The 18,716-nt window shown below is 62.5% G+C and carries 16 protein-coding genes, 1 tRNA gene and 2 pseudogenes; 14 read left to right on the top strand and 5 right to left on the bottom strand.

The window, feature by feature from the left end; genetic code table 11:
- Nucleotides 1-6: 6 nt before the first annotated feature.
- The 3 genes from AC0IX7_RS14045 to AC0IX7_RS14035 all read left to right on the top strand — a co-directional run bounded on the left by AC0IX7_RS14045 (nt 7) and on the right by AC0IX7_RS14035 (nt 2,092).
- On the top strand, nt 7-801 hold the full coding sequence (locus AC0IX7_RS14045; RefSeq protein ID WP_471812432.1) for an OmpA family protein: 795 nt from the start codon (nt 7-9) through the stop codon (nt 799-801).
- Nucleotides 802-986: 185 nt separating this feature from the next.
- Nucleotides 987-1,703, top strand: coding sequence for a PepSY-associated TM helix domain-containing protein (locus AC0IX7_RS14040; RefSeq protein WP_471813885.1), 717 nt, complete (start codon nt 987-989; stop codon nt 1,701-1,703).
- Nucleotides 1,700-2,092: a PepSY domain-containing protein gene (locus AC0IX7_RS14035; protein WP_471812430.1), complete on the top strand. Its 393-nt coding sequence runs from the start codon at nt 1,700-1,702 to the stop codon at nt 2,090-2,092. The genes AC0IX7_RS14040 and AC0IX7_RS14035 overlap by 4 nt, the downstream gene beginning before the upstream one ends.
- Before the next feature lie 141 nt (nt 2,093-2,233).
- Here the strand turns inward: AC0IX7_RS14035 and AC0IX7_RS14030 are convergent.
- Nucleotides 2,234-6,848 (bottom strand): annotated as a pseudogene (locus AC0IX7_RS14030) (NAD-glutamate dehydrogenase).
- Between the two features lie 76 nt (nt 6,849-6,924).
- Nucleotides 6,925-8,031 carry a PAS domain-containing protein gene (locus AC0IX7_RS14025; RefSeq protein WP_471812428.1) on the bottom strand — a complete coding sequence of 369 codons (1,107 nt, stop codon included), beginning with the start codon at nt 8,029-8,031 and terminating at the stop codon, nt 6,925-6,927.
- 133 nt (nt 8,032-8,164) lie between these two features.
- Between AC0IX7_RS14025 and AC0IX7_RS14020 the strand changes: the two genes are divergently transcribed.
- From AC0IX7_RS14020 to AC0IX7_RS14000, 5 genes are all read left to right on the top strand, one after another.
- Nucleotides 8,165-8,239, top strand: a tRNA-Thr gene (locus AC0IX7_RS14020).
- 146 nt (nt 8,240-8,385) lie between these two features.
- Entirely contained in the window at nt 8,386-8,853 is a 468-nt protein-coding gene (locus AC0IX7_RS14015; RefSeq protein WP_471812426.1) for a DUF6538 domain-containing protein, read from the top strand.
- Entirely contained in the window at nt 8,841-9,224 is a 384-nt protein-coding gene (locus AC0IX7_RS14010) for a hypothetical protein (RefSeq protein ID WP_471812424.1), read from the top strand. The genes AC0IX7_RS14015 and AC0IX7_RS14010 overlap by 13 nt, the downstream gene beginning before the upstream one ends.
- A gap of 118 nt (nt 9,225-9,342) precedes the next feature.
- Complete coding sequence (locus tag AC0IX7_RS14005) at nt 9,343-9,774, top strand: site-specific integrase (protein ID WP_471812422.1); 432 nt, start codon at nt 9,343-9,345, stop codon at nt 9,772-9,774.
- 435 nt (nt 9,775-10,209) lie between these two features.
- Nucleotides 10,210-10,377, top strand: a complete 168-nt coding sequence (locus tag AC0IX7_RS14000; protein ID WP_471812399.1) for a hypothetical protein — start codon at nt 10,210-10,212, stop codon at nt 10,375-10,377.
- On the opposite strand, the gene AC0IX7_RS13995 is transcribed toward AC0IX7_RS14000, so the two are convergent.
- Nucleotides 10,378-10,968, bottom strand: coding sequence for a recombinase family protein (locus tag AC0IX7_RS13995; protein WP_471812401.1), 591 nt, complete (start codon nt 10,966-10,968; stop codon nt 10,378-10,380).
- 103 nt (nt 10,969-11,071) lie between these two features.
- On the opposite strand from AC0IX7_RS13995, the gene AC0IX7_RS13990 reads away from it, so the two are divergent.
- Complete coding sequence (locus tag AC0IX7_RS13990; protein ID WP_471812403.1) at nt 11,072-11,275, top strand: hypothetical protein; 204 nt, start codon at nt 11,072-11,074, stop codon at nt 11,273-11,275.
- A 194-nt stretch (nt 11,276-11,469) separates the two neighbouring features.
- Here the strand turns inward: AC0IX7_RS13990 and AC0IX7_RS13985 are convergent, their stop codons facing one another.
- Together AC0IX7_RS13985 and AC0IX7_RS13980 are read right to left on the bottom strand one after the other, a co-directional pair.
- Nucleotides 11,470-11,616 carry a hypothetical protein gene (locus AC0IX7_RS13985; RefSeq protein ID WP_471812404.1) on the bottom strand — a complete coding sequence of 49 codons (147 nt, stop codon included), beginning with the start codon at nt 11,614-11,616 and terminating at the stop codon, nt 11,470-11,472.
- 367 nt (nt 11,617-11,983) lie between these two features.
- Entirely contained in the window at nt 11,984-12,292 is a 309-nt protein-coding gene (locus tag AC0IX7_RS13980) for a hypothetical protein (RefSeq protein WP_471812421.1), read from the bottom strand.
- 1,175 nt (nt 12,293-13,467) lie between these two features.
- Here AC0IX7_RS13980 and AC0IX7_RS13975 point away from each other — a divergent pair.
- The 5 genes and pseudogenes from AC0IX7_RS13975 (at nt 13,468) to AC0IX7_RS13955 (ending at nt 18,701) form a co-directional block, all read left to right on the top strand.
- Complete coding sequence (locus AC0IX7_RS13975) at nt 13,468-14,058, top strand: hypothetical protein (RefSeq protein WP_471812419.1); 591 nt, start codon at nt 13,468-13,470, stop codon at nt 14,056-14,058.
- A gap of 41 nt (nt 14,059-14,099) precedes the next feature.
- Nucleotides 14,100-14,486 (top strand): helix-turn-helix domain-containing protein, encoded by a 387-nt coding sequence (locus tag AC0IX7_RS13970; RefSeq protein ID WP_471812417.1) that lies wholly within the window; start codon nt 14,100-14,102, stop codon nt 14,484-14,486.
- On the top strand, nt 14,399-14,887 hold the full coding sequence (locus tag AC0IX7_RS13965) for a DNA N-6-adenine-methyltransferase (RefSeq protein WP_471812415.1): 489 nt from the start codon (nt 14,399-14,401) through the stop codon (nt 14,885-14,887). The genes AC0IX7_RS13970 and AC0IX7_RS13965 overlap by 88 nt, the downstream gene beginning before the upstream one ends.
- A gap of 199 nt (nt 14,888-15,086) precedes the next feature.
- Nucleotides 15,087-17,469: pseudogene (locus tag AC0IX7_RS13960) on the top strand (N-6 DNA methylase).
- Nucleotides 17,466-18,701, top strand: coding sequence for a restriction endonuclease subunit S domain-containing protein (locus AC0IX7_RS13955; protein WP_471812413.1), 1,236 nt, complete (start codon nt 17,466-17,468; stop codon nt 18,699-18,701). Before AC0IX7_RS13960 ends, AC0IX7_RS13955 begins: the two are co-directional and overlap by 4 nt.
- The last annotated feature ends 15 nt before the right edge of the window (nt 18,702-18,716 follow it).

Here is an 18,716-nt window from a genome sequence, read left to right as displayed (position 1 = left end):
TTCACGATGTCCTATAAACTTGCCCGCGCCGCCCTCGGCATCCTGATGGCCACCGCGACCGTCGCGCCTGCGCTGGCGCAGGGCCAGGCACGCTTCGACCCGCGCACGGCGCCCTGGACCCGGCCTGGGTATCGGCTGGTCGGCGCTGGCGTGCCGATCCTGTTCCCCGAGCTTCGCAATACGCCACGTGGTCGTGCGTTCGTGATGCCGAACTTCGACGCGAACGGCGACGGCCGGATCAGCCGCCAGGAAGCCGACGACGCCAACCGCGAATTCGCCCGCCTTGCCGGTCCGCGTCGCGATCGGTTCGACTGGGACGCGTACGGTCGCGATCCGCGCGGTTATCGCGGCGGCCGCGGCGGCACCACCGTGGTCGAGACCGTAGCCACCTGGGATCGCGGTGCGATGCGCAACTACGGCTTCCGCCAGACCCCGCGCGGCGCGACGCTGACGCTGCAGGAGGACGTGCTGTTCCGCACCGACAGCGCCGTGTTGCGTCCCGGCGCGATTGAGAAGCTGCGCCCGCTCGCCCGCTATCTGCGCGCCAACCCCGGTGTCCGCGTTTCGATCGACGGTTTTACCGATTCGCGCGGGATGGATGCGCATAACCAGGACCTGTCCGAGCGCCGCGCCGCCAGCGTTCGCCAAGCGTTCGACGACATGGACGTGGTGCGTGCACGGTTCAGCGTCGTCGGCCACGGCGAGCGCGATCCGGTCGCGACCAACGCAACGGCGGCTGGGATGCGCCTTAACCGTCGCGTCGAGGTGACGCTGCTGGGGCAGCGAGCGGACCGGTTCTAAAGACGACCTTGCCGCTCCTTGGGTTTCAGGGAGCGGCAAGAGGTTGAAGCGTTGCGGGCAAGATGCCCTTATTTGCACGCGCGTTCATACTGCTGCACATTCGCTCACAGAGCCCCCGGCGTGCGGGTGAATGGACTTGAGCCTGCCTGTCGTGCCACGCTCGGCGTACAGGGAGTATTCGAGTGATGAGCAAGCTGGCGATGCGACGGGCGTGGTTCCAGGTCCATAAGTGGATCGGGCTTATCCTGGCGATCCTGATCATTCCGCTGTCGCTGAGCGGCGCTGCGCTGGTGTGGCACGATGCGCTCGACCGGATCGTCGATCCGAGCCGCTATGCGGTGTCGGGAACGACGGTGCTCAGCCCGGACGCCTATGTCGCGGCGGCGGCGCTCGCGTTGAAGCACGGCGAGCGGATCGCGCAGCTGACGATGCCCGAGGATGGCGGCCCGGTGGTGATCGCGGCCGCTGCTGCCGGGACCGCGCCCAAGCGGCCGGGGCCGCCGCAGCGGACGATGGTGTATCTCGATCCGCCGACCGCGCGCGTTCTGGAGGTGTCGCCGTCGAACGGCGGGCTCGTGCGGTTCTTGCACGTGCTGCACGGGAGCCTGCAACTTCCTGGGGTCGGGCGGTCGATCGTCGGCTGGATCGGCGTGGCAATGATGGTGTCGTGCTTTACCGGGCTGTGGCTGTGGTGGCCGACGATCGGCAAATGGACGCGGGGGCTGCGGTATCGGCGGCATCGTAATGTCGATACCAACCTGCATCATTTGTTCGGCTTCTGGATCGCGCTGCCGCTGTTCGTGCTGTCGCTGACCGGGGCGTGGATCTCGTTTCCGCAGTTTTTGGCAAGATCACCGGCGAGGCGTCGCGGCCGAGAGGCGGGCCCGATCGCGGGGCGATGATGCGTGCGAAACCGTTGGCCAAGCCCGCGCAGCCGCTCGATGTGGCGATCGGCAAGGCTCGGGCGCTGGCGGGTGGCGCACCGTTGCGGAGTGTCGCGTGGCCGACCGACCTCAGCGCCGACTGGACCGTGACGTTCGCGCGCGGAGGGACGCCGGTGGGAGTGAAGATCGCCGACGATACCGGTGGCGCGACCGCGGCGCCCGCGCGGCCTCAGGGCGGTGTGGCGCGGTGGATGCGACGGATCCACGACGGCACCGACATGGGCGCGCTGTGGCAGTTCGTGATTTTCCTCGGTGGGATATTGCCGGCGGTGCTGGCCGTGACCGGGGTGATCATGTGGTGGCGCGCGCGGGGGTGGAAGGCGGAGCTGGCGGCGCGGCGGGCGTAGGCTTTCCCTCGCCCCTCCGGGGAGAGGGAAGGAGGAGCTCTTGCGACGGAAGGGTGAGGGCACGTTCTTTGGTGATCGTGCCCTCACCCTCCCACGCTGCGCGCGGGCCCCTCCCTCTCCCTGAAGGGAGAGGGTTAAGCGTTACCGCCCCAGCAGCACGCGCGCTTGGCCGGCGATCTGCGCCAGCATCGCCGCGTTCGGGACCGCCGCATGCCGCGCACGGTCGATGACCGCCTTGAACTGCGCCACCCGGGTCGCGTTCGCCGTCAGCCAGGCCTCCACCGCACCTTGCGGATCCTGCGCACCGCGGCGCGCCAGGAACTCCAGCCGCAACTGTTGGAAATCGCGCGCCAAACCGGCGATCAGCAGGCGCTCCCACGGATCTGTAGGGCTGATCCGGGCGGCATTCGCCTGCGCCCAATCGAGCCCCAGCGCCTGCCCGAGATGCGTGAACGCGCGCGTGAGGACAGCCTCGTCGAGCGCCATCCGCTCGCCGAGGTCGGCCAGACCGACCGCGCCGTCCATCTCGAATAACCGCACCACCTTCCGCACCAGGTCACCCGGAGCACCAACCGCTTCGAGCTGGCCCGCGATGCGGCTGCTCTGCGCGCTCGCCTCTTCGAGCAGCAATGCAGCGGTCTGGCTGTCGAGCTGCGTGATCCCTTTGCCAGCCGTGCGAGCACGTCGCCCGGCGCAGTGCCCGGCGCTGACACGCGCAACAGATCGGCGATCTGCGAGCGTGTCGCGACCGCCACCTCGTCGAACAGCGCGATCCGCGCCGCCTCGGGCATCACCGCGGTCTCGATCTCCGCCCACAGTGTCGGCAGGTCGAACAGGCGCTCGGCGACGACGAACATCGCCGCGATATCGCCCATCGCCGCGCCTTCCTCCTCCGCCAGCTCGAACGGGTAGAGGATGCCCAGCCGGTTGACGATCCGGTTGGCAAGCTTGGTCGCGACGATCTCAGGCCGCAGTCGATGCTCGTCGATCGCCGTCGTAAACCGCTCGCGCATCGCTGCGGGGAAGGCGGCGTGCAGGTCGGGCTTCAGCGCATCGTCCTTGGCGATGTCGCCATGCTCGATCGCGTCCTGCAACCCGAGCTTGGCGGTTGCCAGCAGCACGGCGAGTTCGGGACGCGTAAGGCCCAGACCGTCCTGTCCGCGACGGAGCAGGATGTCGTTCGACGCCAACCCCTCGACCGCCCGATCGAGTCGGCCCGCGCCCTCGAATATCTCGATGACGCGGACATAGCTCGGCACCGCGACCGCGCCATCGGCCTCTGCGATCGACAGCGCCAGCGTCTGGAGGCGGTTGTCCTCCAGCACCAGATGCGCGACGTCGTCGGTCATGCTCGCGAGCAGCGTGTTGCGGTCCTCATAGGCGAGCCGCCCCTCGATCATCTCGCGGTTGAGCGCGATCTTGATGTTGACCTCGTTATCCGAGCAGTCGACGCCCGCCGAATTGTCGATGAAGTCGGTGTTGATCCGCCCGCCCCGCGCCGAGAACGCGATGCGCGCCGCCTGCGTCACGCCCAGGTTCGCGCCCTCGCCGATCGCGATCACGCGCAGATCCTCCGCGTTGACGCGCAGCCGGTCATTGGCCGGATCGCCGACCGCGACGTTCGCCTCGGACGCGGCCTTCACATAGGTGCCGATGCCGCCGAACCAGAGCAGGTCGGCCGGTGCCTTTAGGATGGCCGAGATGAGCGCGCCCGGCTCCATTTCGCTCGCCGTTATGCCGAGCGCGGCCTGCACCTCAGGCGACAGCTTCACGATCTTGTCGGTGCGCGCGAACACGCCGCCGCCCTTCGAGATCAGGCTGGCGTCGTAGTCCGCCCAGCTCGACCGCGGCAGTGCGAACATCCGGTTGCGCTCTTCCCAGCTCGCCGCCGGATCGGGATCGGGATCGAGGAAGATATGGCGGTGATCGAACGCCGCGATCACCTTCAGCGTCTTCGACAACAGCATGCCGTTGCCGAACACGTCGCCCGACATGTCGCCGCAGCCGACCACGGTGATGCTCTCGCTCTGCACGTCGAGCCCGCGTTCGGCGAAGTGCCGCTGGACGCTGAGCCACGCGCCCTTGGCGGTGATACCCATCGCCTTGTGGTCGTACCCGACCGAGCCACCGGAGGCGAACGCGTCGCCCAGCCAATAGTCGCGCTCCAGCGCCAGCGCGTTCGCCACGTCGCTGAACGTCGCGGTGCCCTTGTCGGCGGCGACCACGAAATACGGATCGTCGCCGTCGAGGATCGTCACACCGTCGGGATGGACGACCTTGCCCTCGACGATGTTGTCGGTGATCGACAGCAAAGTGCGGATGAAGATCCGGTAGCTCTCCGTGCCCTCGGCCAGCCACGCGTCGCGGTTCGACGGGGCAGGGAGCTGTTTCGGATAGAAACCGCCCTTCGCGCCGGTCGGCACGATGACCGCGTTCTTGACGCGCTGCGCCTTCATCAGCCCGAGGATCTCGGTACGGAAATCGTCGCGACGGTCGGACCAGCGCAGGCCACCGCGTGCGACCGGGCCGGCGCGCAGATGGATGCCTTCGACGCGGGGCGAATAGACCCACACTTCGCGCCATGGCACGGGGGCGGGTAGGCCGGGAATCAGATGGCTGTCGAGCTTGAACGCGAGTGCTTCCGACGCGGCCGGCGTGAATGCGTTCGTGCGCAATGTCGCCGCGATCAAATTGCGATAGGCGCGCAGGATACGGTCGTCATCAATCGCCGTGACCGCGTCGAGCCCGGCTTCGATCGCCTGGTCTGCCTCGATCGCATTGCCCGGATGATCGGGATGATGCACCGCGGTGAAGCGCGCGATCAGGGCGGCGGCGACCTTTGGTGCACGTCGCAGCGCGTCGACGACGGTGGTCAGCCCGTACGGGAGCCCGGCCTGGCGGAGATACCGGAACCACGCGCGGAACAGCACGATGGCTTCGGGACGCATCCCCAGTTCGACGATCAGCCGGTTGAACGCGTCGTTCTCGGCCGCGCCCTCCAGCACCGCCGCGATCGCGCCTTCCAGGATGCTCGCGTCGCTCTGCTGCGCCGCGTCATTCGCCTCCAGCACGAAGTCATGCACAAACGGCACGCTGTCGTCGCGCAACCGCGTCGGCAATTCGCCGATCACGCGAAAGCCGAAATTCTCCAGCACCGGGACGGCGTCGGACAGCGGCAACGCGCCGCCGAGCTTGTAGATCTTAAGCTGCGGATCGGCGCCGGCTTCGCTGGGCACGAGACGCACACCACGCGCATCCGTATCGGCCAGCGCGGCGATCCGCTGGATATCCTCGGCGGCCTCGGCAGGCGTGCTGAGGTTGCGGTAATTCTGGGGAACGCGGCCGCCCATTTCAGCGCAAGCCGTGCGGCACGCGGTGGCGGCAACGTCTCGATCAAGGCCGCCTCGACGTCGGACACCCAGCCGCGCACCATCCGCTGCAACCGGAGCGCGAGCGGAGCGGCGTCGGGCATCCGTCCCTCGCCGCGCAGATCGAGCGTGTAGCGGATCATCGCGACCTCGCCGTCCTCCAGCGCGATCGACCAGTTCAGGATGCTCGCATTCGCCGCCTCGGCCAGCATGTCGCCGATCGCGACGCGGCGGCTGGTGGTGACGTCATCGCGCGGCAGCCAGACGAACCCGAATAGATGACGACCCAGTGCCGATTGGACCAGGACGAGCGCGGGCCGCGGCCGATCCGCGAGACTCATCGCGGTCAGCGCGAGGTCCTCCAGCGCATCGGGCGCGAACGCGATCACCAGGTCGTGCGGCAGGGCGGTGAACGCATGCGTCAGCGCCTTGCCCGCATGACCGCGCGGATCGAACCCGAACTTGGCCTTCATCGCGGCGAGGCGCGTGCGCAACACCGGAACGTCGCGCGGCATCGCGGCCAGCGCGGCGCTGGTCCACAGGCCGCTGTAGATCGACAGCCCAGCAACCGTCGCGCCCTCTATCACCGGCACGACGACGAGATCGAGCGGCACGGCGCGGTGCACCGTCGAGATCAAATTCGACTTCAGCAGCAACGGCGCATCGTTGCCCGCCTCGAACCACTCGATCGCCAGCGCACGCGAGGCTTCGGCGAGGATCGGCACGCGGTGTTCGTTGCGCGCAATACCGAGCGCCGCGCCGCTGCTACCGTCGCGATGCCAGACCTGATGGCCGAGCAGCGTAAGATGCCCGTCGAGGAACCACTGCAGCAATGCCGCGCCTTCGCCCTCGGGCAGCTTGGCGATATCGTCGTCGAGCGCGGCCTGCATCGCGCGCCAGTCGGTCACCGCCGCGCGGACATCGGCCAACACCGCGGTCAGGTCCTCGATCAGTCCGCGACGGTCGCGTGCGTCGGCGCGCTCCATCTCCAGATAGATCATCGATTCGGGGCGGCCCGCGCCCTGGCCGTCCGCGTCGATCGCATGCAGCGTGCCATCGGGTGTCCGCGTCGTCCGGACGACGGGGTGGATGATCCGATCGACCGCGATATCCTGCGCGCCGATCGCCGCGGCGATCGAATCGACCAGGAACGGCATGTCGTCGTTGACGATCGCGAGGCGCATCCGCCGCCGCGTGTCGTCCGCACTGATCGGCTCGATCGCGATCGCCGGCGCACCGTCGTCGCGGTGCGCGGCGGTCGCGGCCACGAACGCCGCGGCCTGCGCGACCTCCGCTGCCCCGAAGTCCTTGAGTTCGCCCGGAAGGGCCCGTTCGGTCAACCGGCCCGCAAGGGTTTCGGTGAGCGTTTTCAACGATTGGTTCGCCATAGGTCCGGGCCTATGCGCCCGCTATTCGCCTATCTCAAGGCTTGTGGCAGGTGCGAAGAGATATGCTGCGCCGCACCTAAGCCGCGGCGCGCTCCGCGGTGCCGATCGTGGTCAGGTCGCCATCATAGCCATCGAGAAAGCTAGGCAGCCCGCCGATCGGCACCTGATGACGCTGGGCATGCCGCAGCACGTCGGTGAACGTCGCGAGTCGGCCCGCATCGAAATTGGCGCCGAAGACGAGTTTGACGATCTGCGCCATCGCCGCAGCCTCGCCCGGCAGGCACGCGGTGGACAGCAGGGCGGCGAGATCGTCGCCTTCATCCTCGGCCGCTACGGCAAAATCATGCGCCCGACCCAATGCCCGGTGCAGCGCGGCGCGGCTGCGGGCTTCGGCGGCACGGAAATGCGCGGCGCTCTCGCGCGCCATCGCCAGGTGCTCGCCCAGCGGTCCGGTCGGCACTACCCCCGAGGGCAGCGTATCCGAGGGCAGGGGTTCGTCGAGCACGAGATCCTGCATGACCGGAGCCGCACCGTCGAAGCCGCCGCTCGGGCCATCGGCCCAGACCTGCGCGGCCTCGCCCGAGGCCTGCGGCATCGCGCGGACGGAGGCCTCCAGTTCGGCCGCCAGCGTCGCCTGCATGTCGGCGTCCGCAAGTTCCTTCCAGTTGATCACGCCGAAGATGAAGTCGATCGTCTCGCCGGCCGATGCGAACGGCATGAGGATGCCGCGGTACAACGTCGTGCGCCCCCGACTGCTGACGAATTCCGCCTCGAACCCGATCGGCGCGCGATTGGCGATGATCTGGAGATAATGATCGGTGAGGCGCGACAGCAGCGACCGGCTCGGCACGTCGGCGATGGTCGCGATCGGCCCCTCCAGCCCGCATTCCTCGCGCAGTGCCCGACCGAGATACGCGATCTTCGGGTCGCCCATGCCATGGCTGAAATCGAGCAGCACGCTGTGCGGGCCGAAATCGGTGATCGTCTCGGGCTCGAGGTTCGCGATCGACGGATAGGGGCGTCCGTCGAGCAGCGACACCCAGTGATTATAGGCGCGCACGTGCATCCGCCGTTCGTCGCCGCCGAGATCGAACATCACGTCATTGACGCCTGCGTCCGCCACGTCGTGCGCGGGGGCCGTAGCGCCGGGCTGCCCGTCATCTCGCCCGCGTACTGTATTCATGCCAAACGCCCCCAAATTCACGGTCAGGCATATACGAGGCCATGGTAAAAGACCCGTAAATACGCAAACCGCTTGTCAGCGCGAAAACCCCCTGTTATGCGCCGCCCCCTCGACCGGAGACATCCGTCGTCGGGCCGCTTTAGCTCAGCTGGTAGAGCATCGCATTCGTAATGCGGGGTCACAGGTTCGAGTCCTGTAAGCGGCACCACCCACCAAGAATCATCGCAAAATCAACAGTTTACGCCACAGTCTCATCCTGACTGTAGCCCACGACTGTCGCCCACTAGCACTCCCGATCATAGGGCAAGACCCTCAGATCATTCGACTATTGGTCAGGCGAACTGTAGCTCACAGGTGTCGCCCAAGCGATTGCCGTGTGGCTTGTGGCGTCGAGGCGCGGTCTACCAATATAGAACTCGGGTTCCGGCTGATCTGATTGAGATCGTGGGCAAGCCACGGATAAATCGCTCGCTGCGAACAGCCTCCCTGACTGCCGCCAGACGACTGGTTAGGGCGACTGCTTACGAGATCGAGAGGGAGTTCGAGGCTCTGCGTGCGCGTGGGGCGTGCATGGTAGCCGGAAGCAACGATCAGGCCGTCAACGCATCTCCTCAGGAGGCATCCAGCCCCGTCTGGCCCATTCGACCTGCGCCCGAAATTTTGACGCTGGCTCATGCTTGCGAGCGCTATCTGACCGATCCCACGATAAGCCGAACGGCAAAGAGCACTATCGTCTACCAGTCCACATTTGCCACTATTACGAGCATTTTGGGTCACGATATGTCGTTCGCCTCGATCTCACGGGATTCTTGCAGGAAGTGATGACCGTGCTCCAAAACCTGCCGTCCAATGCGCGGAAACGCTGGCCGGGGTTATCTCCGAGAGAGGTGGCAGCGGAGGCCGAGAGGCGTGGCGAGGCAGCGATGAGCATCGCGAACATCAACGAATACATGAACAAGTTGTCGAGCTTGTTAAACTGGGGTGTTAAAGAGGAACTCATCCATCGCAATCCCGCCCGAGGGCTGCGCATTGCGGAGACGCGGATGGCGCGCGACAAGCGGCACCCATTTGAAATCTGGCAGCTACGGCGCATCTTCGAAGCGCCTCTCTACAAGGGTGCAGAGACGACGAAAACGGCTACGCATTCCACGGCGCGAACCGGCCACGCCGAGCGCGATTCTGGATACCTTTGATCGCGTTATGGGGAGGGCTTAGGCAGGGCGAGATTTGCCAAATTCTAACCGACGACGTGCGCGAACTTGATGGCATTTTGTGCTTCGTGGTGTGCGCAACGGAGGGGATGGCAAGCGGTTGAAGACGGCGGCGAGCTATCGCGTGGTGCCTGTCCATCCGGAGCTTCTGAGGATCGGCTTTGCCCGATATGTCGGCGATCGCCGCCGAGCGAAGGATAACCGCCTGTTTCCTGATCTCTCTCAGGATTCACTGGGGCTTTATTCAGGGAAATTCTCAAAGTGGTTTGCGCGGTTCTTGGTCTCATGTGACGCAGGCAAGGAGCGCACCTGCTTTCACGCTTTTAGACACACATTCCGAGATGGGTTGCGAGAGGCAAAGATCGACCGTGATATTGCGCTAACGCTCGGTGGTTGGACCACCTCCTCAGGCGCGGTCGCGGATTCTTACGGCCAAGGCTACAGCCCACGGCTTCTCTACGCCGCAATATCGACCATTGCCTATCCGGGGCTCGATCTATCTCATCTCCACACCAAGTCCGTCGCAGGCTGACAGGTCAGCCAGCTACAGTTCGCCTGACCAATAGTCGAATGATCTGAGGGTCTTGCCCTATGATCGGGAGTGCTAGTGGGCGACAGTCGTGGGCTACAGTCAGGATGAGACTGTGGCGTAAACTGTTGATTTTGCGATGATTCTTGGTGGGTGGTGCCGCTTACAGGATGCGTATCGGGATCGGAGTCCGATCGCGGGTGCATAAATCGGGATTTTGCTTTGTTTTCGGTGCTGGTTATTTCGAGTCCGCTTACAGGACTATGCATCGTTGCACGATGACCGTGCTGGGGCGGTTCTGGTAGCCGCTGATAACGGTTGGCTATGTCCGGGGTATCTGCGAGCGGGGCGGGTTCCGGTCCGTCCTGATGCTCGACAGACGATGCCGGTGAGCCTGTGGTATGATCGGGTTGGGTCATGTGTGGAGGCTCTGGGATCGTGATTCAGCATGAAGGACGGTGCGACGACGGGACGGATGATCCGTGCCCGATCTGCCGGGGCGAAGAACTTGACCCGGATTTCCTCGCCATGATCGAGGCAGCAGCGGCGCAGCCGGGTCGAGTGATGACCGGTGAGGAAGCGATTGAGTGGGTGCGTTCGCTGTGATCAGGCGGCTTGTGCCATCTGCTGCTTGAGCCGGTGGACGGTCGCGACACCGACTCTGAGTTTCTTGGCCGTGGCGTTGATGCTGACGCCCTTGGTGAGGGAGCGTTTGATCCGCTCGACCTTCTCAGGGTCGAGAGGCGGTCGCCCAGACCGCTTGGTGGATCGGGCCAGCCCCGACATAATCCTCTGACGCAGGATGCTGCGTTCAAGCTCCGCGAACACGCCCAGCATCGAGAACATCGCGCGCCCTGCCGGGGTCGAGGTGTCGAGGCCCTGCGTATGCAGATACAGATCGACGCCGCGCGCGTTTATCTCGCCGAGAAAGGTGACGAGATGTTGGAGGGATCGCCCGAGGCGATCGACCGACCAGCAGGCGATGAGGTCGATCTCCTTCCTCGCCACCATCGTCATCAGCCGGTCATAACCGGGGCGCTTGTCGCGGCCCTTGGCACCGGAGATGCCCTCGTCGCTTAGGACTTCGACGATCTCCCATCCGAGGCGCTCACCGATGATGAGCAGTTCCCGGCGCTGGTTCTCGACGGTTTGAGAGTCCGTGCTCACACGGAGATACAGGGCTACACGCTTAGTCATTCCAGAATGACTCGCTCCAGTTCTGGAAAGCGTCAAGCAGTTCATTTAGTTCGATTATTTTGCGCATCCATGAAAGCGTCGAGCATCATCGACAGGAGGCATCATGGCACGCACGGCGGTTCGGGATCAGCGCGGTTTCATCATCGGCCATATCGAGGACATGACGCAGGGGCGGCAGCGGGCATTCGACTTCGGCGGTCGCATTCTCGGCACCTATGACCCGACCACCGGCAAGACCGTCGATGATGCCTTCCGCATTGTCGGCACCGGCAACCAGTTGATGGGGCTCATCGAACGGGCGCGGTGAAAACGGGGTGGTTGTCGGCGGTTGCCCAACTTTCCATTGAGCGGCGATTCGACGAGGCGCAAAGCAGTCGGGCTTCACCCGTCCAACGGTTGAGGAAGCGGATAAGCTGGCGGTCTCCAGCGCGGCCCCCTCCACAAGGGCAGCAACCTCACCAGCCTATCCGCGACCTTCCTATCAGATGATGCGGCGGCGCGTCACTTGCGCGGCTTGCCCGCGTCGTCCCGCTTCTCGCGCCAGCGGCCATCATCGTTCTTTGCACGCGTCAGCCCTGCATTTGGTCCGGTCTTGACCTTCGGGCCACCCTTGGTGCGGTCGTTGCCGTTGCTGTCGAACAGTCCCATCGACAATACCTCCTCGTTCTCCCAAGATATGCACGCAACGCGGCACCGCCAACTCCGCCCCCTTCCGAAACCAACTGGTTCTCGAACGGACAAAATCGACATGGCGGATCGACGGGAAATCAGGGCTTTCGGAAGGTCAGAATCGCGATAGCTTTTGGAATGCGATCTGGGCAGGCGCTCATCGATCCCTCTCGATGTATCGAAAGGCTCTAAGGCCGAGACGGTTGGGCGTCCCAAAATGCCGAACCTCACCCGCATGAGCCACAGAATCGTGTCTCATGGGGTGTGCTGCATCTGTTGCCCTATTGAGGCGGGAACGGTCGGGTGATCCTCGGCCCCGATACTCGCTGGGCGGATGCGGCAGCGGTCAGGCCGACAGTCGGCACAGCATCTTGTTGGTCAGGCTGATGCACAGGTGTGGAATGATGTGATGCTTGTCGGCCCGCCCAATGGGGAGCCACTGCATGCACTCGTGATGCTCGCCCACTGTCACGATGTAGACTGGCGTGGTGGAATAGTCGCCATACCATCCGGGGAAGAACGCCGCGAAGCCAAAGTCAGTGCCGACCGCTTCCAGCAGCGCGTGCCGACCATCGATCTGGCTGACGGTGCATTGTGCCCCATTGAGAGTGAAGCGCTGCCCGCGCTGCTCAGCGTCCAGCATGAGATCGAGCAAGCCACTGCAATCTGAGAGGGCGGTCCAGCGGGGCATGCCCGTATTTAGACCGCCCGCCGATTGGCTTCCTGCTTATGCGCTTCTCACCACGGCGGCGAGGTATCCGGGTCACGCGATCTCCTCGCGACGGGATAGCCACGCGCCGTCGCCCAAGCAGCGACCTCTTCCGCCGACCACCGGCGCACTGGGCCGTGGTGACGAACTTGCGGCGACTTCCGACCCCGCCTGACCCTTTCGGCGAGTTGTTGAGCCTTGAGCCTGTTATCGCGGTTTTCTGCCGCAGTAGGGAGGGGCTGCCGCGTTTCCGGTTCTTATGGGCGGACCAGTCGAGACGCTTACCCACGATCGATCATCTTTCGAAAATGTAATAACATTGAGGAATGCTTTCTGATAGAGTTGCTTCATCCTTTTTATTACACTTGCCGAGGTGTGCGCATTAAATTTTATCGACAAAGTTATATTGCAAGATGTTTGTCGGATATGTTAAATATAGGGAATCGGGTGCTACCAACCCGCGAGTGGGCAGACGAGAATCAAGTCTGAAACAACCTACGGTAGCCATACTTCTCCGGCTTACGAGGCCGAGTTATTGAAGCCTACCCCGGACGACTGACGGGATGGTGCCCTCGCAAGGGGCGGGCGGACAGAAGCTGCCCAAGAACGGATCGAGGCGAGCCTATCAGTATGGCTTTGACCCCCGGACGGTGCGCTCAGACACACTAAACGACTTGAACCGGGGACGCTGAGAACTTGCGCAGCCCCGGACCCCTCTCCGCAATGGTTGATGTTGATGCGGCGAGGGCACCGTTCTTAATCACGAAGAACCGGGGTGCGGCCACGAAGTGCGCCGAATGACGCTGCTGGGGAGTGGTTGGGATACCACGGCCTATGTTCGATCAGAAGAACCAAGGGACAGCTTTATAGCGGGCCGCAGCATCAAGCTACTTCACCAGCGAATGAGATTATCTCCCCCGCCATAAGCGCCATCCGGGCGCAGGTGGATGGGGGGATCAAGCTAATGCTTTCCAGTGAATGAGTGAAATGTTCCTTACTCCAAAGACTTGATATCCGGCTATCTCGCAAGGCCAATGAGCGAAGCGCCGCTGAGCGAATGCCAGCCGCCGCAGGCGAACGCCTGTTCGCCTCCCTAAATACAGAGCACAAGGGAGATGGGCATGGCTTGGCGGCATTATGAGGTTAAACATACGGGTCAGGTCGGGCTCATCAACCAAACGGGCAAGCAGAGCGCCGCCAAATACGAGCACGGCCTTGTCGCCACCGGCAAAACAAGGGTGTTCGCAGGCTACTTCGTGCGCTTGACGCTACAGGGCGCGACGGAGTTCCTTGGAGAAGATGAGCACTCCTTGGTCTCTGCGCTGCTGCGTCTCTCGTCGAACATGTCTGCCGTGAGGTTGGCTCCCCAATGCTCGGGCCTTGATCCCCGTTGGCGCGAAAGCGGCTTGTCGGAAAACACCGGCTACGGATACTTTGTTTTCTACCCGAATTCGGTCCACATGATGGACCCGGTGCCTTCCACACTCGAAGGCGATAACGCCGGAGTCGGCGAGGAAATCAGGGAAACCGTCGCAGCCATGCGAGATCGGGCTGACGCCCCGCTGACGATAGGCGCTCGACATCAAGTCGATGGAAAGCTATCCCGACAAAAATGTCAGGATAGTTTTCCATGGATATCGGACCAGCCATTCGGCGGACACGAAAATCTGTCGGTCTCACGCAGGGGCAGGTTGCCGTCCACGCAGGGGTGAGCCGACAGGCAGTCGTCCTGCTCGAACAGGGCGGCGGACGGATGAGCACGCTCGCCAAGGTCGGCCCTCAAATCGGGTTCAGGATCATCGGGCTTGCCAGCGGCGATAATGCAGCAGAGCAAGTGCGAGCCGCCCGCCGCCAGCGCAATCAAACCCAGCAGGCGGTCGCCCTTCGCGCCGGAATATCGGTGCCGACCATGCGTGCGGTCGAGCGCGGCACGGCCTCAATGGCAGCGCTGACCTCTGTGCTCGCGGTCCTTGCGCCGAAGGCACGGGAGGCCATGCTGGTGCGGGCGCACTGGCAGAAAGAGATGATGTCCGGTTCACTCCTCCCGAGGTTGTGGAATGGGTATTGGCGTCATTCGGTGCGATCTCCATCGATCCTGCGGGTGACTCCCGCAGCTTCGTTTCCGCCCAGCAAGTGTTGACCGAGGCGGATGATGGGCTCGCGACGCGATGGAGTGGGCGATTGGCATTCGTGAACCCGCCGTTTTCCGATCTTACGCGCTGGATCGGTCGCTGCTGCGACGCTTGGGATCGTCAGGAAGTCGAGATGATCGTCGGCCTGTTCCCGGCGAGGACTGAAACAACGACCTTCCGGCAGCGGGTCTTCGGCGTGGCCGATGTCCTGTTGATGCCCCGCCGCCTGTCATTCTACGACGAGCATCGGACCAAGATGCTCCCTGCCCCGTTTGCGCTGATGGTCTGCATCTGGGGTGCTCGGCGGGATCGCGTGCTCGACTTCGCTGCCCGAACAGGCGCGCTCGTTCTCTGGGCAGCGGATGCCGCGAAAACCCCTTCTACTGGGCATGATGGCGAGACGGAATAGCTCCCAAAAGCTTGACATCCAGCGGACAATTTGCCCGCACCCGCTCTCCGTCGTTGTCCTCTGAAGCCGCCCCACCTAAGCATCTAAAACGGCATCCGGGGGATGCTGAGTGCGCGTGAAGGGCGGGATTACGGGTGGCGGTTAAAAATCTCAGATTTACAGTTCGTTGTGGAGGAGTTGCGACGCCTTGCGTGGCGGCATGGATGCCTCGCAATATAAGGATTACATCCTCACCCTCCTGTTCCTGAAATATGTGTCCGATCGTTCTCTGAGCGACCCGAATGCCCAGATCGAGGTGCCCGAAGGCTGCCACTTCGCCGACATGGTGAAGCTTAAAGGCACCAAGGATATCGGCGAGGAGATCGACAAAATCATCGCCAAAGTGGCCGAAACGAACGGTCTTGGCGGCGTGATCGACATCGCCAAGTTCAACGACCCGGCCAAACTCGGCGATGGCAAGGACATGGTGGACCGCCTGTCCAAGCTAATGGATATTTTCAGCCGCCCGGAACTGGATTTCCGCAAGAATCGGGCTGAGGGCGACGACATCCTCGGTGACGCCTACGAGTATCTGATGCGCCACTTCGCTGCCGACAGCGGCAAATCGAAGGGCCAGTTTTATACCCCGGCAGAAGTGTCCCGGATCATGGCGAAGGTGGTTGGCATCAACAGCGCAACCACCCGCCAGCACACCATATATGATCCGACCTGCGGCTCGGGCTCTCTGCTGCTCAAGGCCAATGACGCGGCACCGGACGGGCTGTCGATCTACGGTCAGGAGAAGGATGTAGCCACCTACGCGCTCGCGCGAATGAACATGGTAATCCACAATTGCGCCGACGCGGAGCTTTGGCGCGAGAACACCCTGACGAAGCCATATCACAAGGGTGTGGAAGGCAAGCTCAAGCAATTCGATTTCATCGTTGCGAACCCGCCGTTTTCGGACAAGGCTTGGTCCACCGGGCTGGATGCCGATGACAAATTCGGGCGCTTCGTATACGGCGCGCCCCCGCAAAAACGGCGACTATGCCTATCTGCTGCATGTGCTGGCGTCGATGAGATCGACAGGGAAAGCCGTCGTCGTGATGCCGCATGGCGTGTTGTTTCGCGGCAACGCCGAGGGGGACATTCGGCGGGAACTGCTCAGGCGCGGCTACATCAAGGGTGTCATCGGTCTACCCGCCAACTTGTTTTATGGCACCGGCATCCCTGCCTGCCTGATCGTCCTCGACAAGGCCCATACTGGCTCGCGCACCGGCATCTTCATGATCGATGCTTCGAAGGGCTTCGCTAAGGACGGGCCAAAGAACCGCCTGCGGTCGCAGGATGTTCATAAGATCATCGATGTGTTCGAACGCCAGACCGAGCTTGTCGGTTACTCGCGCATGGTGCCGGTCGCCGAGATCGACAAGAACGAAGGCAATCTCAACATCCCGCGTTATATCGACGGCTCCGAAGCAGAAGACCTACAAGACATTGATGCTCATCTGAAGGGCGGCATTCCGGAACGCGATGTCGATGCCTTGCAGCAATATTGGGATGTCATGCCCGGACTGCGTGCAGATTTGTTTGGCCCCGGGGACCGCCTCGGCTACCTCGCTTCCAAGGTTGAGCCTGCCGAAGTGCGGGCGACTATCCACGCCCACCCCGAGTTTGATGCTTTCGCCACCGCTGCGCGCGGCATCTTTGGCGCGTGGCGCAATGCCAATATCGACACCATGCGCGATTTCGATCGGGGGCGTCACCCCATCGATCTGATCGTCACAGTTTCCGAAGACCTGTTAGCCCACTTCCGCACCGGGCCGCTGATTGATGGTTATGACGCTTACCAGCACATCATGACCTATTGGGCAGAAGTGATGCAGGACGACGCCTATCAAATCACGACCGATGGCTGGCCGGTGGCGAAAGTGCTGCGCGAACTGGTGAAGGATACCGATGGCAGGTTCAGCGAGGAGCCCGATCTTGTGCTGGGTAGTGGGCGCAGCGCCAAGAGACTCAAGGCTGAGATTATCCCACCGGCCCTGATCATAGCGCGCTATTTTGCGAAGGAACGAGCCGAGATCGAGGCGCTTGAAGCTAAGGCCGAGGAACTGGATCGGCAGATCGAAGAACTTGAAGAGGAATATGGCGGCGAGGATGGCATGTTCGCCGATGCAAAGACCGATGCCGACAAGCTGACCGCTGCCAGCGTGAAGGCTCGGCTGAAGGCTATCAAGGGCGATCACGACGCCGCCGATGAGCGTAAAGCATTGCAGGCATGGTCAGTGTTGGCCACCGTCAAGGCTAGTGTCGCCAACGAAGCGAAAGAAGCGTGGATAGCGCTGAACACCAAGGTGGTCGCGTGCTATGCCAAACTGCCCGAAGATGATGTCAAGACGCTGACGGTTGAGGACAAATGGATTGCCTCAGTTTATTCCGCTATCGAGGGAGAGATCGATCGCGTTTCGCAAGTGCTGACGGGCCGAATCAGGACATTGACCGAGCGCTATTCTGTGCCATTACCCGTCCTTCGTGAGCGCATAGATGAATTGGAATTGAGGATCGCGGACCATTTTGCGAAGATGGGGCTGGCGGCATGAGCATTGTCGCTGGATTTAAGCAAAGTGATGTTGGCGTCATACCTGACGACTGGACCCAATCGACGATTGGGAGTCATGTGAAGCGCCTCGTTGCGGGCGTAAGCGTAAACTCCAAATCAACGGAATATGACGGCGACCTCAGTGTGCCGAGCGTCTTGAAAACATCCGCCGTCACGGGCGGCAAAGTGAATTCTACCGAATGTAAGGCCATAGCAGATCGTGATCTCAGCCGTGCGAAAACGCCGCTGAGAGCAGATAGCGTCATCATCAGCAGGATGAACACACCTGCATTAGTGGGTGAGTGTGGATACGCACCACATGCAGTCCCCAATCTCTACCTCCCGGACCGACTTTGGCTTGCGGAGTTCAGGCAAGGAGATGTCACCAGCGCGCGCTGGTTAGCTGCTCTTCTTTCATCGCCAGCGTTTGCACCGCGAATTAAGGCTGAGGCCACTGGCACTAGTGGGACGATGAAAAACATCCCGAAGATGCCATTTCTAGCTTTGGCCATCCCCTATCCTCCACCCCAAGAGCAAAAGGCAATTGCCAATGCGCTTGGCAACATCGACGACCTTATCGCCTCGCTTGACGCGCTGATCGCCAAGAAGCGCGACCTCAAGCAGGCGGCAATGCAGCAGCTTCTCACGGGCGTGACGCGCTTACCCGGGTTTGATGAGGATTGGCAGTCGGCAACCTTGGGTTCTTCTGGTAGATTTTATGGCGGACTAACAGGAAAATCAAAGCGAGACTTTGGGCATGGGAGAGCGCGCTATGTGCCGTTCGTCAATGTCATCCAAAATACAATCTTGAATACAGATAATCTGGAGCGCGTGAATATCCAAGATGGCGAAGCCCAAAACGAAGTGATCAACGGTGACCTGCTCTTTAACGGATCATCAGAAACGCCAGAGGAGGTGGCACTGGCATGCGTTGTGCAAAATAGTATCCCTTCCACCTATTTGAACAGCTTTTGTTTCGGCTTTCGTCCGAAATCTTCAAGCGCCTTCCACAGTCCATTCTGGGCGCATTTTTTTCGGGGACCTTTAGGTCGGCGAATCACCCTTGAATTAGCACAAGGTTCTACGAGATTTAACATCTCGAAGAGAGCGTTGGCGCAAGCAAGAATCCCAGCGCCATCATTTGGTGAGCAAAAGCGATTAGCAAGGTTCTGGAAGACATGGAATGTGAGCTTGCGATCCTGTGCGTTAGACGCAGCAAAACCGTGTCGATGAGGGAGGGCATGATGC

The sequence above is a fragment of the Sphingomonas sp. AC411 genome, from assembly GCF_979253035.1.
This window is presented reverse-complemented; position numbering and strand designations above follow the sequence as displayed.